This window comes from Pseudomonas sp. Pdm06, assembly GCF_014851795.1.
GTDB classification, from domain to species: domain Bacteria; phylum Pseudomonadota; class Gammaproteobacteria; order Pseudomonadales; family Pseudomonadaceae; genus Aquipseudomonas; species Aquipseudomonas fluorescens_AA.
The window spans coordinates 69,130-85,305 of sequence record NZ_JACVAH010000009.1 but is presented as its reverse complement, the minus strand read 5'-3'; the positions used below and the strand labels follow the sequence as shown (position 1 = coordinate 85,305).

Annotated in this window: 12 protein-coding genes; 7 read left to right on the top strand and 5 right to left on the bottom strand. The window is 60.7% G+C overall.

Features of this window, described 5'->3' with window-relative positions:
- Positions 1 to 151 precede the first annotated feature (151 nt).
- Complete coding sequence (locus tag IB266_RS16110; RefSeq protein WP_192261765.1) at positions 152 to 3,022, top strand: putative bifunctional diguanylate cyclase/phosphodiesterase; 2,871 nt, start codon at positions 152 to 154, stop codon at positions 3,020 to 3,022.
- 72 nt (positions 3,023 to 3,094) lie between these two features.
- Here IB266_RS16110 and IB266_RS16105 read toward each other — a convergent pair whose 3' ends face one another.
- Complete coding sequence (locus IB266_RS16105) at positions 3,095 to 3,409, bottom strand: hypothetical protein (RefSeq protein WP_192261764.1); 315 nt, start codon at positions 3,407 to 3,409, stop codon at positions 3,095 to 3,097.
- A gap of 431 nt (positions 3,410 to 3,840) precedes the next feature.
- On the opposite strand from IB266_RS16105, the gene hexR reads away from it, so the two are divergent.
- Both hexR and IB266_RS16095 read left to right on the top strand, forming a co-directional pair.
- Positions 3,841 to 4,707, top strand: coding sequence for a transcriptional regulator HexR (gene hexR / locus IB266_RS16100; protein ID WP_003187110.1), 867 nt, complete (start codon positions 3,841 to 3,843; stop codon positions 4,705 to 4,707).
- A gap of 251 nt (positions 4,708 to 4,958) precedes the next feature.
- Complete coding sequence (locus tag IB266_RS16095) at positions 4,959 to 5,168, top strand: PA3496 family putative envelope integrity protein (RefSeq protein WP_060739970.1); 210 nt, start codon at positions 4,959 to 4,961, stop codon at positions 5,166 to 5,168.
- Here IB266_RS16095 and IB266_RS16090 read toward each other — a convergent pair.
- On the bottom strand, positions 5,110 to 6,072 hold the full coding sequence (locus tag IB266_RS16090) for a LysR family transcriptional regulator (protein ID WP_072407551.1): 963 nt from the start codon (positions 6,070 to 6,072) through the stop codon (positions 5,110 to 5,112). The genes IB266_RS16095 and IB266_RS16090 overlap by 59 nt on opposite strands.
- Positions 6,073 to 6,259: 187 nt before the next feature.
- On the opposite strand from IB266_RS16090, the gene IB266_RS16085 reads away from it, so the two are divergent.
- The gene (locus tag IB266_RS16085; RefSeq protein ID WP_025216234.1) at positions 6,260 to 7,675 is read left to right on the top strand and encodes an acetyl-CoA carboxylase biotin carboxylase subunit; all 1,416 of its coding nucleotides are present in this window, start codon (positions 6,260 to 6,262) and stop codon (positions 7,673 to 7,675) included.
- 13 nt (positions 7,676 to 7,688) lie between these two features.
- A complete protein-coding gene (gene oadA / locus IB266_RS16080) occupies positions 7,689 to 9,497 on the top strand; it encodes a sodium-extruding oxaloacetate decarboxylase subunit alpha (protein ID WP_060739972.1) in 1,809 nt (602 codons plus the stop codon).
- Between the two features lie 208 nt (positions 9,498 to 9,705).
- Here the strand turns inward: oadA and IB266_RS16075 are convergent, their stop codons facing one another.
- Positions 9,706 to 11,754: an autotransporter outer membrane beta-barrel domain-containing protein gene (locus tag IB266_RS16075; protein WP_318646596.1), complete on the bottom strand. Its 2,049-nt coding sequence runs from the start codon at positions 11,752 to 11,754 to the stop codon at positions 9,706 to 9,708.
- Positions 11,755 to 12,411: 657 nt separating this feature from the next.
- Between IB266_RS16075 and IB266_RS16070 the strand changes: the two genes are divergently transcribed.
- Positions 12,412 to 12,732 carry a hypothetical protein gene (locus IB266_RS16070; protein ID WP_192261762.1) on the top strand — a complete coding sequence of 107 codons (321 nt, stop codon included), beginning with the start codon at positions 12,412 to 12,414 and terminating at the stop codon, positions 12,730 to 12,732.
- A gap of 565 nt (positions 12,733 to 13,297) precedes the next feature.
- Here the strand turns inward: IB266_RS16070 and IB266_RS16065 are convergent.
- Complete coding sequence (locus IB266_RS16065) at positions 13,298 to 14,131, bottom strand: amino acid ABC transporter permease (protein ID WP_060739974.1); 834 nt, start codon at positions 14,129 to 14,131, stop codon at positions 13,298 to 13,300.
- Complete coding sequence (locus IB266_RS16060) at positions 14,128 to 14,949, bottom strand: ABC transporter substrate-binding protein (protein WP_192261761.1); 822 nt, start codon at positions 14,947 to 14,949, stop codon at positions 14,128 to 14,130. Before IB266_RS16060 ends, IB266_RS16065 begins: the two co-directional genes overlap by 4 nt.
- Before the next feature lie 113 nt (positions 14,950 to 15,062).
- Here IB266_RS16060 and IB266_RS16055 point away from each other — a divergent pair, with 113 nt between their 5' ends.
- Positions 15,063 to 15,962 (top strand): homocysteine S-methyltransferase family protein, encoded by a 900-nt coding sequence (locus IB266_RS16055; protein WP_192261760.1) that lies wholly within the window; start codon positions 15,063 to 15,065, stop codon positions 15,960 to 15,962.
- Positions 15,963 to 16,176: the final 214 nt, after the last annotated feature.

The window sequence follows — 16,176 nt, the reverse complement described above, 5'->3', positions numbered from 1 at the left end:
CTCGCTCGGGAGCGGCACCACCCAATGAAATAGCGACTTTTTTCCTTGTTTTTATGAGCTGGGGCAGTGTGGGATGGCCCATGGCTTGTGTATGCTCGGTGCTCGTTTCGGGTTCTCCACGCTTGACTGAATAAGAACAAGAACAGTGCCAATGACCCTCAATTCCGATCCGGCGGGCCCCTGTGTGGAACCGCGGATCATCTGCAAGCAGTACGCCACGGAGATGGCGGTCGAGCGCACACGTCTGTTGTATCAAGGCTCACTGCTGCCCACGCTGTTCATGCTGCTCAATGGTCTGGTCTGCGCCGCGCTGTTGTGGGAGCCGCGGCGCTATTTCCTGGTCAGCGTCTGGCTCGTCTGGTTGTTGTCACTGGTGGCGCTGCGGGTGATCCAAGTGGCGGCTTTCGATTCGGCGATGCCAAGCCGCCAGGCGCACCCGATCTGGTTGCGCATGTTTTTGCTGGGCTCGGCGATGACCGGCCTGACGCTGGCCGGGGCCGGCATCGCGCTGGTCCCGGCCGACAGCTTCCAGCAGCAGGCCTGGGTGTTCGGCCTGATTGGCGCGGCGGCGCTGTCGGCCAGTGTGGCCTATGCCGTGAGCCTTCCAGCGTTCCTGTCCTTCACCTTGCCCTGCCTGTTACCGGCCATCGGTTATCTCTTCTGGGGCGGCGATGAGCAGCAACGTGGTTGGGGCTGGCTGGGGCTGATTGTGCTGGTTTCCCTGAGCGTGGTGGCCTGGCAAGTCAATCGCTTGATCCAGAGTGGCATGCTGCGACGCTTCCAGAACCAGGCCCTGATCGAGCATCTGCAGCAAACCCAAACCCGCAGTGCGTTGCTCAACGAGGCGCTGGCCCGGGAGGTCGAGCAACGTCGTTCGGCCGAGGAGAAACTGCGGGCGGCCCAGGTTGGCCTGGAGGCGCGGGTCGCGCAACGCAGCCTTGAACTGGAGGTCGCCAGCCAGGCCCTGAGCAAGAGCGAGGCGCGCCTGGCCCTGGCCCTCAAGGCCAGTGAGCTGGGGTTGTGGGACTGGAACCTGCAGACTGACGAAGTCCATCACACCCAGCTCAAGGAGCTGTTCGGCCTGGAGCCCGAATACGTTACGGCGATGCTCAGCCACCTCACCCCGCGCCTGCACCCCCAGGACGTGCCGGCGCTCAAGCGGGCCCTGGTCGAACACCTCAAGGGTCGCAGCGAGGATTACCAGATCGAATACCGTGTGCGTCATGGCGATGGTCACTGGGTCTGGATCGAAGACCGCGGCCGGGCCGTGGAGCGTAGCGCGAGCGGACGGGTGCTGCGCATGGTCGGCACCCGGCGCGACATCAGCGCAAGCAAGGAACTCGAGCAGCAACGCCAGCTGGCAGCCACGGTGTTCGAGGCCGCCAGCGAAGGCATTGTGATTTTCGACCCCAACTACCTGTTGCTCGCCGCCAATCAGGCGTTCACGCGGGTTACCGGTTTCAATATCGAGGACATGCTCGGGCGCAACGTGGTCGACCTGCCATGCAGCCGCGATGCGCGCCGGCACTACCCCGTCATTCGCCAATCGCTCAAGCAGCACGGCACCTGGCAGGGTGAGTTGGTGGAGGCGCGGGCCAACGGCGAGCTGTATCCGCAGTGGCTGCAACTGAACGTCGTGCGCGATGCTCGGGGAAATGTCAGCCATATCGTGGGCTTCTTCGCCGATCTTTCGGCACGGCGAGAATCCGAAGAGCGGATGCGCTACCTGACCCATTACGACGAATTGACTGGGTTGGCGAATCGTTCGCTGTTTCGCGAACGCCTGAACGAAGCGCATCAGCGGGTGCGCCAGGGCGGACGGCGCAGCCTGGCGTTGCTGCATATCAACCTGGACCGTTTCAAATTGCTCAACGACAGCCTCGGTCATGACATCGCCGACCAGTTGTTGCAGAAAATGGCGCGACGCCTGATCAATGCGCTGCCCGAGGCGGATACCATCGCCCGATTATCCGGCGATGAGTTTGCGGTGTTGTTCGATGCCTACGGCAACCTTTCAAGCCTGGCGCGGGTGGCGACCCGATTGGCCTCCAAGCTACGCGTGCCGCTGACCATCGAGGGCCATGAACTGGTGCTCAGTGCTTCCATCGGCATCAGCCTGTTGCCTGATAACACGCGGGAAATCGCCACGCTGGTCAGCCAGGCGAACATGGCCATGCAGCACGCCAAGCATTTGGGGGGCAACAACTTCCAGTTCTACACCGAGAGCCTCCAGGCCAGCACGCTGGAGCGCCTGCAACTGGAAAACCAACTGCGCAAGGCCTTGGAAGAGCAACAACTGACGGTCTTTTACCAGCCGAAACTGTGCCTGGCGACCGGTCGCCTGAACGCCGCCGAGGCGCTGGTGCGCTGGGATCATCCGGCCATGGGGCGGGTTCCGCCGGGGGATTTCATCGGCCTGGCCGAAGAGACCGGGTTGATCGGGCCGATTGGCGAGTTCGTGTTGCGCCAGGCCTGTTGGCAGGCGTGCGAATGGCAGCGCCAGGGGCTCGAGCCGATCAGGGTGTCGGTCAATCTGTCGGTGCATCAATTGCGCCAGGGCAAGCTGGTCAGCCTGGTGCGACAAGTGCTGGAAGAAACCGGTCTGGCGCCCCAGTACCTGGAGCTGGAGTTGACCGAGAGCCAGTTGCTCGACAGCGTCGAACACATCATCGCCACGTTCCAGCAATTGCGTGACCTTGGGGTCAAGCTGGCGATCGACGATTTTGGCACCGGCTACTCATCCCTGAGCTACCTCAAACGTATCCCGGTGGACTACGTGAAGATCGACCAGGCATTCATCCGCGGGCTGGGCGAGGGCAGCGTGGATACCGCCATTACCCGGGCAATCATTGCAATGGCCCATGGGCTGTCGCTCAAGGTAGTGGCCGAAGGCGTCGAGCGGCAGGAGCAGCTCGATTTCCTCAGGAACGAGCGTTGCGATGAGGTGCAGGGGTATCTGATCAGTCGGCCAGTGGAAGCTGATGGGTTGGCCGGGTTGTTGCGGATGCAAGCACTTGAATGAATGAACCCGGTCCTCGATTGGAACTTCCCGCCAGACGCTTTTAGTGTCTGGCGGGAAGTTGTTAACGTATGCTTAGTTGGTCACGAGTACTTCATCAATGTGATGCAGCAACTGCCCTTCGAAAAAAATGCTCACACCGGTGACATGAGACTCGCCAGGTACTTTGTATTCGACGACTTTGTCGGTTATGACCGGCAGCGAAACTTCATTGGAAGATTCAAGTTTCAACTCCAGTCGCAGATCAAAGGACTTGTCCTGCATCGGGCTTCGTACCAGCTTTGGCGTAATGCCCGTGTGGGGTACGGTTACAGTACCGAAGGTGCGGAACGACGCGGCACCTGGCATGCGATCGATTTGTGCGGTCCAATCTTTAGTTGTGATTTTCATGGTAGTAACTCCTGTAGTTAAGTTGATTGCGTCCTGCGGGAGCCAATATATCTACTTTGACTTGATAGTGTCTGGGAAATTGCGATTGGGATTGTAAGAAGACGTTAGTTGTTGAGTGAGTTGTCAGGCTTTTCGTGGGTCATATTATCGATGACGGCTGGAGTATGTTGTTGGGGAAGTAGTCAGTAGTCAGTGATTGAATAGACGGTTTTTCCCCAGCCAGGGCTCAGGTCACGTCTGGGGACAGTGGATCGGCCAACGCAGAGGGTTTGCGCCAAGGGCCCAGGCTGCTACATCTGGCGATCCTCGGCCAAAACAAAGGGGCAGCGCGGCAATCCAGTTACGTTTTGGACGGGCAAAGCGCCAATTCTTGTAGTATAACTACAAGCTTGCTACATCCCGGCATTTGCCCATAACAAGAGTCCAGCCCCTTGAACCTGTTGCAACACATCGCCCAGTCACGCCACTTGCTGCGCAAGTCGGAGCTGAAAGTCGCCGATCACGTACTGCTTGATCCAGCGGCCGTGATGCATAGTTCCATGGCCGATCTTGCCCACAGCGTCGGCATCAGCGAACCGACCATCGTGCGCTTCTGCCGGGCCATTGGTTGCTCGGGTTTCCAGGACCTGAAACTCAAGCTGGCACAAAGCCTGGCCGCCGGGGCGAGCTTCGGTCAGTTTGCGATCCATGAAGATGACTCGGTGGCGGACTACAGCCTGAAAATCTTCGACACCACCCTGCATACACTGATGGAGGTTCGCGAGAAGCTTGACCCGGTGGCGTTGCAAAAAGCCGTCACGGCCATGTCCCAGGCCCAGCGTGTCGAGTTCTATGGCTTCGGCGCTTCGGGCGCGGTGGCGGCCGATGCCCAGCACAAGTTCTTCCGGTTGCTGCTGACGGCGGCAGCCTATTCCGACCCGCACATGCAGGCCATGTCGGCAGTGACGTTGAAACCCACCGATGTGGCGATCTGCATTTCCCAGTCGGGGCGTTCCAAGGATCTGCTGATCACCGCGAACCTGGTGCGTGAAAGCGGTGCCTCGCTGATCACCTTGTGCCCGAGCCAGACGCCACTGGCGGAGCTGTCCACGGTGAACCTGGCCATCGACGTGCATGAAGACACCGAGATCTACACGCCGCTGACCTCGCGCATCGCCCACCTGGTGGTAATCGACGTCTTGGCAATGGGCGTCGCCATGGCCCGTGGCCCGAGCCTGGTCAACCACCTCAAGAGCGTGAAGCGCAGCCTTCGCAGCCTGCGGCTGTCGCCCAAGTCGGTGAAGGCGCTGGACGACTAAAGTCCCGAGCTTTGGGTTGAGGGGCTTTTGTGGCGAGGGAGCTTGCTCCCGCTGGGTTGCGAAGCGACCCCCAACGCTTATCCAGACACGCCGCATTGGCAGGTGCGACTGCTGCGCAGCCGAGCGGGAGCAAGCTCCCTCGCCACAGCGTGTCATCCGCCCGAATTCATCGTTCTGTAACCCCCGCGCCGCCAAACGGTCATCGCGCGCCTTCATCGTGAAACTCCCGTATACGTCTTGGGAGTCTCGACATGACCCAGTCCTACGAAGAACGCAGCGCCGTCAAAACCCGTCGTCAGCAGGAAGATCAGCGCCGCATGGCGTTCCGTCGTGCCATTGAAGACCGCTATGAGCAGCGCCAGCTCCTGGCCGAGATCAGCGAATTTCCTGACGCGGCAGAATTCAATTACTGGCAGGCATCGTCGGCGGTTTCCCGTCGAAACGCTCAACCAGGCCAATGATCTGAGCGCGCTCGCCGCGCACGAACGCCAGGAAGGCATGGGCCACCGGTGACAGGCGCTTGGCCCTGGCCTGCACCAGGCACCAACTGCGGTACAGCGGCAATTCCTCCACCGGCAGCTCGATGAGTGCGCCGGACGACAGCTCCCGGCTCACGGCGTGGCGCGTCAACAGCGCCACGCCCAGCCCGGCCACCACGCACTCGCGCTGGGCTTCCGCCGACGCCACTTCCAGCGTCTGGGTGAAATGCACCCGTTTCTCCTTGAAGTATTCCTCGCAGGCCAGTCGCGTGCCGGACCCCGGTTCGCGCAACAGCAGCGTGTAGGGTTCCAGGTCCTGCAAGCGCAGCGGACCCAGGTGGCACAGCGGATGATCGGGCGGCGCCACGGCGACGATCGGATTGTTGAGGAAGGGCAGGAACTCCAGGCCCATGTCCTGGGGCACCATGGACATGATCACCAGGTCGTCACGGTTGTCCGAGAGGCGGCGGATGACCTGGCCGCGGTTGACCACCGTGAGGTTCAGATTGACCTCCGGATGCTGGCGCTTGAACGCGGCGAACAGGTGCGGGACGAAGTACTTGGCGCTGGATTCCACCGCCAGCTTCAATTGGCCTTGCAGCGACCCCTGCATATCCGAGAGCTGCATATCGAGGTTTTCCAGGCGTCCGAAGATGTCTCGGCTGGCACGTTGCAGGGCTTCGGCGGCTTCGGTCATGTAGAGTTTCTTGCCGACATACTCGAACAGCGGCTGGCCAATCAGCTCTTCCAAGGATCGAATCTGTAGGCTAACGGCCGGTTGTGTGAGAGACATTTCGTCGGCTGCACGGCTGTAAGACCTCAGGTCGCACACCTCGTTGAAAATCTGCAATTGACGCAATGTCATACGCATCAATGACTTACGCATTTTCTAAGCACTCTGGGGTGGGGCGGGTAACGCAACTATAAGTCTTTGCTTATGCATGACCCAATAATTATTCATTTTTGTTAATCCACAGCCAGGACTAGTGTGGAGCTGCGACCAATTGTTACATCTGGTCACGCGTCGGCCTGGACCTCAGGCCGTGGTATCACCGGCTCAAGGGAACCTCCAATTGATAACAAAGATCCTGATCGCCAACCGTGGTGAGATTGCCGTCCGCATCGTGCGCGCTTGCGCCGAGATGGGCATTCGCTCGGTCGCGGTCTACTCCGACGCGGACCGTCATGCGTTGCATGTCAAGCGTGCGGACGAGGCCCACAGCATCGGCGCCGATCCGCTGGCCGGCTACCTCAACCCGCGCAAACTGGTGAACCTGGCGGTGGAAACCGGCTGCGATGCCTTGCACCCCGGTTACGGTTTCCTTTCGGAAAACGCCGAACTGGCGGACATCTGCGCTGAACGCGGCATCAAATTCATTGGCCCGTCGGCGGAAGTCATTCGCCGCATGGGCGACAAGACCGAAGCGCGCCGCAGCATGATCAAGGCCGGTGTGCCGGTCACGCCAGGCACCGAAGGCAACGTATCGGGCATTGAAGAAGCGCTGACCGAAGGTGATCGGATCGGTTACCCGGTGATGCTCAAGGCCACGTCTGGCGGCGGCGGTCGCGGTATCCGTCGCTGCAACAGTCGTGAAGAACTCGAACAGGCCTTCCCCCGGGTCATCTCCGAAGCCACCAAGGCATTCGGTTCGGCGGAAGTGTTCCTGGAAAAATGCATCGTCAACCCCAAGCACATCGAAGCGCAGATCCTGGGGGACAGTTTCGGCAACGTGGTGCACCTGTTCGAGCGTGATTGCTCGATCCAGCGCCGCAACCAGAAGCTGATCGAAATCGCCCCGAGCCCGCAGCTGACCCCCGAGCAGCGCGCCTACATCGGCGACCTGTCGGTGCGCGCGGCCAAGGCCGTGGGCTACGAGAATGCCGGCACCGTGGAGTTCCTGCTCGCCGAAGGCGAGGTGTACTTCATGGAGATGAACACTCGGGTGCAGGTGGAACACACCATCACCGAAGAAATCACCGGTATCGACATCGTTCGCGAGCAGATCCGCATCGCCTCCGGGCTGCCACTGTCGGTCAAGCAGGAAGACATCCTGCACCGCGGTTTTGCGTTGCAGTTCCGGATCAACGCCGAGGACCCGAAAAACAACTTCCTGCCCAGCTTCGGCAAGATCACCCGCTACTACGCCCCTGGCGGCCCGGGTGTGCGCACCGACACGGCGATCTACACCGGCTACACCATTCCGCCGTTCTACGATTCGATGTGCCTGAAACTGGTGGTCTGGGCGTTGACCTGGGAAGAAGCGATGGACCGTGGCCTGCGAGCCCTGGATGACATGCGCCTGCAGGGGGTCAAGACCACCGCCGCGTATTACCAGGAGATCCTGCGCAATCCGGAATTCCGCAGCGGCCAGTTCAATACCAGCTTCGTTGAAAGCCACCCTGAACTGACCAACTACTCGATCAAGCGCAAACCCGAAGAGCTGGCCCTGGCCATCGCCGCCGCCATTGCCGCCCACGCAGGCCTGTAAGGAAAGTATGACCATGTCCAAGAAGATCTTTGTTACCGACACAATCCTGCGCGACGCCCACCAATCGCTGCTCGCCACCCGCATGCGCACCGAAGACATGCTGCCGATCTGCGACAAGCTCGACAAAGTCGGCTATTGGTCGCTGGAAGTCTGGGGCGGCGCGACATTCGACGCCTGCGTGCGCTTCCTCAAGGAAGACCCGTGGGAGCGCCTGCGCCAACTGCGCGCGGCGCTGCCCAACACTCGCTTGCAGATGCTCCTGCGCGGCCAGAACCTGCTGGGCTACCGCCATTACAGCGATGATGTGGTCAAGGCGTTCGTGGCCAAGGCCGCCGTCAACGGCATCGACGTGTTCCGTATTTTCGATGCGATGAACGACGTGCGTAACCTGCGGGTCGCCATCGAAGCGGTGAAGGCCGCCGGCAAGCACGCCCAGGGCACCATCGCCTACACCACCAGCCCGGTGCACACCATCGAGGCGTTCGTGGCCCAGGCCAAGCAGATGGAAGCCATGGGTTGCGACTCGGTGGCGATCAAGGACATGGCCGGCCTGCTGACCCCGTATGCCACTGGCGAACTGGTGAAAGCGCTGAAGGCCGAGCAATCGTTGCCGGTGTTCATCCACTCCCACGACACCGCCGGCCTGGCCGCGATGTGCCAGCTCAAGGCCATCGAAAACGGTGCCGATCACATTGACACCGCGATCTCCAGCTTCGCCTGGGGCACCAGCCATCCGGGCACCGAATCGATGGTCGCGGCCCTTAAAGGCAGTGAATTCGACACGGGGCTGGACCTGGAGCTGTTGCAGGAAATCGGCCTGTACTTTTACGCCGTGCGCAAGAAATACCACCAGTTCGAAAGCGAGTTCACCGCCGTGGACACCCGCGTCCAGGTCAACCAGGTACCGGGCGGGATGATCTCCAACCTCGCCAACCAGTTGAAAGAGCAGGGCGCACTGAACCGGATGAACGAAGTGCTGGCGGAGATCCCGCGGGTGCGCGAAGACCTCGGCTTCCCGCCGCTGGTGACCCCGACCTCGCAGATCGTCGGCACCCAGGCGTTCTTCAACGTGTTGGCTGGTGAGCGCTACAAGACCATCACCAACGAAGTGAAGCTCTATCTGCAGGGCGGCTACGGCAAGGCGCCGGGTTCGGTGAGTGAAAAGCTGCGTCGCCAGGCCATCGGCAGCGAAGAGGTGATCGACGTGCGTCCGGCCGATTTGCTCAAGCCGGAAATGACCAAGCTGCGTGGCGAAATCGGTGCGCTGGCCAAGTCCGAAGAGGACGTGCTGACCTATGCCATGTTCCCGGACATCGGTCGCAAGTTCCTCGAAGAACGCGACGCCGGCACCCTGACCCCGGAAGTGCTGCTGCCGATCCCCGAGGCGGGCAGCGTCAGCTCCGCGGGCGGCGAAGGCGTACCGACCGAGTTCGTCATCGACGTTCACGGTGAAACCTACCGCGTCGACATCACCGGTGTGGGCGTCAAGGCCGAAGGCAAGCGTCACTTCTACTTGTCCATCGATGGCATGCCGGAAGAGGTCGTGTTCGAACCGCTCAATGAGTTTGTCAGCGGCGGCAGCAGCAAGCGCAAGCAAGCCACTGCGCCGGGCCATGTCAGCACCACCATGCCGGGCAACATCGTCGATGTCCTGGTCAAGGAGGGCGACGTGGTGAAGGCCGGCCAAGCGGTGCTGATCACCGAAGCCATGAAGATGGAAACCGAAGTGCAGGCGGCCATCGCCGGCAAGGTCACCGCCATTCATGTGGCCAAGGGCGACCGGGTCAACCCGGGCGAGATCCTGATCGAGATCGAAGGCTGACTGAACAGCCTCGATACAACGTTTTAACCTCGGGGGGGCATGTGCTCCCCTTTTTTTTCCCAATTTTCCGCAGTCCTTGTGGGAGCGAGCCTGTGGGAGCAAGGCTTGCCCGCGATAGTAGCGCCTCGGTACCAAGCTGGATCCGAGTCGCTTGCATCGCGAGCAAGCTTTGCTCCCACAGGGGATGGTGGTGTCTGCCCAAAATGAGTCAGAACATCATCCGCCACTGCCCCATCAGCGCGCCGTTGCGATTGTCCTGGCCGGTTTCACCCTGGTAGCTCACCCCCAATGTGTGTCGTGGCGAAACGGCCAGGTCCAGGCCGGCTTCCAGGAGCAAGCTGTCCCGGTCCAGCTCGATGCCCTCGACGGTATAGGTCTTGCCGCCGCCAACCAGACGTTGCCGAGAACTGCCTCGGACGTCGCCATAGAGGTGTTTCCAGCCGACATTCAGGCGCGGCGTCAACCGCGCTCCCTGGTCAAGAACGAAGGGGCGGGCGAGGTGCAGGCCCAGTTCGCTGGTGTAGTGGTCTTGGGTCTGGCTCTCGAACCGCAGCGCCGCGTCGCCACCTTTCTCCGTGAAGCGATCGCGTTGGTAGCGCTGGTAACCCAGCTGGACATAGGGCTCGATATCGAAATGCCCGACGTCCAGGTTGTAGCCGATTTGCCCGAAGACCTGCTGCGTGTTGGCGTCGTAACGACCTTTGAGTCGATCGCTGAAACCGTTGAAAGCCACGTGGCGCTTGGTGCTGCCGTCGTGATCGCCATACACCGCGCCCAGGCGTAGCGCCAGCGGCCCATCCTGGCGCAAGGCATAAGCGCCGACATGCCAACTGTCGAGCCGGCCATCGAATCGATGACCGTCCAGCCGGGTCTCGCTCTTGGCGCCGATGACCCCCAGGCGCCAAGTCGGGTTGATCGTCCAGTCGGTTCCCAGCAGCAAACCGGTTGTCGAATGCTTTAGCGCGTAGTCGTCCAGATGCTTACCAATGCGGCCACTGTTGCCGATGGCCTGGACCCAGACCTGCCCATTGCCATGGGTGCCCTGCGAAGTGTTCTGGCCGATGGCCGCTAGCATCCCGGTGCTGATGGGCGCGACACTGCTCAGGGTAGCGTTGCCCAGGTCAGCTGTGTCGTATCCGCTCAACTGGTCGAGGGCATCGGCGGCGGTGACCCGGTTGCTGCCGAGCAGGGCGTTGATGGCGGCGTTGGGCTTGGGGGCCGGATGGGTGGTTTGTGTTTGGCTGGTGGGCGTGGGCGTGGGCGTGGCGCGGGCGATTTTTGCGGGTTCCGCGGGCTTGGGTGTGACGTGATGGAGTGGCGGCTCGGTGGCAGGCGGTTGTGGGGCTGTTGCCGTGACGACGGTTTCTGGGGCCGGCGCCAGGATGCTGGCTGCAAGTGCCTGGCCGCTATCAGTGGTCGCGGCCTGTTCGAGCGGGACATTGTTACGTGTGTAGGTCAGGCCGACCTGTTTTCCTGTGGTGTAGTCCACTGTAGCCGTCATGTACGCAAGGTCATTGACGATCTTCCCGAATTCCCCCTCGACCTTGTCCGCGTCGATCACGATGTGTCTGCTCGTGTCGATGTATTCGCCCGGTACGGCTGCGATTTTCAAGATGGCATTGTCCAGGGTGGCGGTGCCGCCGACCTTGATCGTGGCGCTGCCTTTCTTTGCGTCGATGCCATAGACCAGCGTCGCGCCCTTGGAAAACCTGAGGTCGTTGACCACTGAAGGGGCGCCCATGTCAGGGCCGACTTCCAGCGAGCCCGCTACGTCCAGCGCGTCGACCGTTCCGCTGCCGCTGAACCTGGCCTTTTTCCCCACGAAGACCGGCCCGGCGACGAAGCCCTGGTTAGCGAACTCGCCCAGAACGTGAACCGCACCACCGATACGGCCGGTGTTGATCAATTTGGCGTTCGAATCAATCAGGCTGCGGCTGTCGAAATCCTTGCCGTTCGACCATTCGCCTCGCTTCAAATACACATCCTGGATATTGCGTAGTTCACCTAACTCGCCGCCCTTGGCGATCTCCAGTTGCAAGACATTGGCACCGCCGCCACCGTCGGTGAGCCCGATGAGTTCGCCTTGCCTGCTGACAAGCACCAGATCGTCGCCGTCGTCCTGCGACAGCGGCATTTCCTGGGCGTTGGTGACCCGCTTGATATTGATGCCCGGCGTAGCTGCGAACGCCTTGAGGCGAGCCTGCATTTCGGCGGTTGTTTCGAATGGACGGGGTGGCCCGTCAACGGACTGCGCCATCGAAACCTCGACACAACCAAGTGCCAAGGCAATTGCCAGCGCGAGATGATGGGGCAGAAACAGGTGTTGGGTAGGCATCGAATGGGACCTCTGATGGAAGAGGTCGCACTTTAAAAATTTCACCCTGGGCGGCGATGCCAGCCACTTTCTCGCCGCGGGCAAGATTCGGCGGATGAAATCTGTAGGCTGCTTGTGCTGCGATCAGCGTGTCGTCTTGTTGACTTTCACGGTTCTAGGCTTTGCCCTACAGCGCGCATGCACCTTTCAATTTTGTCGGGTATCAACTGCTCGATACAGATTGGGCTCGCGATGGTAGGCTTCCGGCCGATCAAAATTGAGCTCTGTAAACCCATTCTGTGTTTCGCGTAGGATGGTTCCGAGATACAGAAACTCAGCGTTGTATCGTCAGGGCCTCGCCTATAGTTCTCTCGTCACCGACCAATCGGTGATCGATCTTAGCCGGTCGAACAAGAGTGCACGAGCGCCCCCAATGGCGGCGCTTTTTGCTGCCTGTGTTTTTACATTTATGGCGGCTGTGCGGGGGACATCTTCGGGTGTGCCGGATTCTCTTGTCCGGTCGGCTAACCCGCGTACAGCTGCCACCTACATTCGTTTAGCCGCGAACGGTGGTAGCTCCTAACTCAAGAGAGCAACCCGATGATCAAGTTCCACCCCCTTCAAGCAAATACCGGCGTCGGCGCCACACTGTTTATCGACACAGAAGCTGGTGCTTCCGATCTTTTGGAAACGGCTGCACATCGCATCAAAGCCGCTCGAGACTTACTCAATAGCGTTTCCTGCCTATGCCTGAAAAACGCCGAGGGTTATGACTTGGAGCACTTTGCCAACGCCGCGCATTTGCTGTTGCAGGATGGTTGCGATGCGCTGGAAGTGTTGGGGTGGAGCATCGGTGGATGTGATCGTCAGACTTCATCTGCTAGCGATTCGGCTATACGTCGGGCGGATATTTCCGCTTAACCGTTGAGCCGGGTGGGATTTTAGGAATGGTGTGTATATCCGTTTCTTTGGTAACGGCCACTTATGGTTCCGCTCTTACAGCGGGTCACTTTTGAAAAGCGCAAAAGTAACCAAAACGCTCTTGCCCCACCACTCGGCACCTCGCCTAGGCTCGGTGTGCCCGAACGCAGGCATTGCTCCGTGGGCCGCCGCGAAGGGCCATCCATGGCCCAGCGCGGCTACCTCGGCATCCATGCCGAGGTGCCCACTGCGCAATACCTGCGTTCGGCCAGCGTGGTTTAACGGGGCGCCTGAGATCAAAAGCCAAAGCGAGGCGGCCTTATAGCCGGCCTGGCTTAGAGTGCACGCGTTCCTCCTGTGGGAGCGAGCTTGCTCGCGATGGCGGTGAGGCAGTTTGCGGTGATGTTGGATGTGCCGACGTCATCGCGAGCAAGCTCGCTCCCACAGTTTTTGTGTCGTGTGCAAATGTTGTGAGCTCCCGGCTTGCAGTAAAAACTGTTACCTATGTGCTTGAACTGATTTGTAACCCATGTGGGTGAGTCATACCGGCAACGCTGGCAACAGCTCAGCGGTTATTCAGATACGCCTTCCCATAATGCCGCTCCATCCGTGCCTGGATCAGCTCCAATGCAATGGACATCAACCAATAGATAATCGCCGCCGTGGTGAGCATTTCGATGTAGCGATAGCTGGAACGACCATAGGACTGCGCCAGGAACATCACCTCCCAGACCCCCATCACCGAGATCAGCGAAGAGTCCTTGAGCATCGAGATGAATTGGTTGGTGGTCGGCGGAATGATGGTGCGCATGGCCTGGGGCAGGGTGACGCGCCAGAAGATCACGGTTTCGCTCAGGCCCAGGGCGAGGGAGGCTTCGCGTTGGCCGTTGGGGACGCCGAGGATGCCGGCGCGGAAGATTTCGCTCAGGTAAGCGCCGTAGTTCAGCGACAGGGCGATGATCCCGGCGGCGATGGCGCCTGGGACCACGCCCAGTTGGGGCAGGCCCAGGTAGATCAGCAGGATCTGGATCAGCAGGGGCGTGCCGCGAAAGAACGACGCGTAGAAACTGGCGATGCCGAACGCCACCGCACTGCTGGACAGCCGCGCCAGGGCGGTGATGAAGCCCAGCAATGACGAGGCGACGATCGAGCACAGGCACAGGAACAACGTCAGCACCGCACCCTGCAAAAAGCCATTGGGCGCGAGGTGCACACCCAACAGGTTCGGCAGTTTGTCGAGGATGATGGAGAACTTCAGGTCGAAGCTCAGGAAGAAGCTCGCGAACAGCACCAGCATGGCCGCCCAGGTCAAATACAGCCGGGTGCGAAAACCGAAGATTTTTTGCAGGCGTGACTCAGCCACCGATGGCGGTGGCTGAGGGGGTGGAAAAGAAGTCATTGGGTGATGTCGGCGCCGATCCATTTTTGCGAGAGTTTGCTCAAGGTGCCGTCCTGTTTCAACTGGGCGAAGACTTCACGCACCTTGCTGTCCCATTGGGCGTCGCCTTTTTCGATGGCCACCGAGTTCGGCTCGGAATAGAGCGGCTCGCCGGCCAGCTTGAAGCGCTTGTCTTCGGTCAGGCGCGGCTGCGCCGTCACCAGGTTGGTCAGCACCGCGTCCAGGCGCACCCCGGCGCCCAGGCCCAGGTCCTGGAACGCGACGTTGTCGGTGTCGTACGGGGCGACCTGCACGTCCTCGAACGGGTAGCTCAGTTGGGTATCCTCGGCGCCTTCGATCACCAGGTTCTTGTTCAGGTAGCTTTCGTAGCTGGAGGCGCTGGTGAGGCCGACTTTCTTGCCACTCAAGTCCTTGGCGCCGTGGATACGGTCGTCCTTGGCGTTGACCACGATCACGGCGGGCGAAGCGTAGTACTGCACCGGGAAGTCGAACACTTCGGCGCGGGCCTTGCTCGGCGTCATGGAGCAGATGCAGATGTCATAGCGCCCGCTCCAGTGACCGGCCGCGATCACGTCCCAGGACGGCGTCTCCAGGCGCAGCTTCACCCCCAGTTTCTGCGCCACGGCCTTGGCCACGTCGACGTCGAACCCGTCGAGCTGGTTCTGATCGTTGAGGAACGAGAAGGGCGGATAGCTTTCCATCAACACGCCGACCAGTTCTTTTTTCTGTTCGATGCGATCCAGCGTGGCACCGGCAAACGCTTGCGAAGAGGCGGCCAGCAGCGTCAGGCCCAGGGCCAGCAATGGTTGTCGTTTCATGTGAGGGCCCTGTTAGAAAAATAAGTTGTAGTTCTCTGAATGGTGCGTATTAAATAGTTATAAGAACAACTCCGGTAGTGAGTATTTTTCATAAGCTTATGAGTGAATCGCATATGGGCGCAGCAACGACAGTCATTCTCGATGGCGGCATGGGCCGCGAACTGCAACGCCGGGGCGCGCCGTTCCGCCAGCCCGAGTGGTCGGCCCTGGCCTTGAGCGAAGCGCCCCAGGCGGTAGAAGCCGTGCACGCGGCCTACATCGCCAGCGGCGCCAACGTGATCACCAGCAACAGCTATGCGGTGGTGCCGTTCCATATTGGCGAAGCGCGTTTCGCCGCCGAAGGCCAGGCCCTGGCCGCGCTGGCTGGCGAGTTGGCGCAACGGGCGGTGCAGGCCTCAGGCAAAGCGGTGCGCGTGGCCGGGTCGCTGCCGCCGCTGTTCGGTTCCTATCGGCCGGATCTGTTCGACGCTTCCCGTGCCAGTGAATTGTTGGCGCCCCTGGTAAACGGCTTGGCCCCCCACATCGATTTGTGGCTGGCCGAGACTCAAAGCTCGACCGTTGAAGCGCGGGCGATTCACGCCGGGTTGCCGAAGGACGGCAAGCCGTTCTGGCTGTCGTTCACCCTGAAAGACGAAGACACCGATGAAGTGCCGCGCCTGCGCTCCGGTGAACCGGTGGCAGACGCCGCGGCAGTGGCGGCCGAACTGGGCGTCGAAGTGCTGTTGTTCAACTGCAGCCAGCCGGAAGTGATCGGCGCGGCGATTGACGCTGCCCATGAAACCTTCGAGCGCCTGGGCGTGGCGATCCACATCGGCGCCTACGCCAACGCCTTTCCGCCGCAACCCAAAGAAGCGACCGCCAACGACGGGTTGGACCCGCTGCGCGAAGACCTCGATCCACCGGGTTACCTGCAATGGGCGGCGGACTGGCGCAAGCGCGGGGCCAGCCATTTGGGCGGCTGCTGCGGGATCGGGCCGGAGCATATTGCGGTATTGGCACAGCAACTGGGTTGAGCCGTCTGGCGATGTCGGCAGATGAATGAATCAATCGTCAAAACGATGCAAAGCTTGTGGGAGCAAAGCTTGCTCGCGAGTGGATAAGTCAGTCGACACCTGTACTGGCTCGTGCCCAGCAATCGCGAGCAAGCTTTGCTCCCACGGGGCTGTGGCTTAGCTGAGCGACATCCGCGATTACGTTTTTCGTTGAACGACGTAGCCAGGCCATACA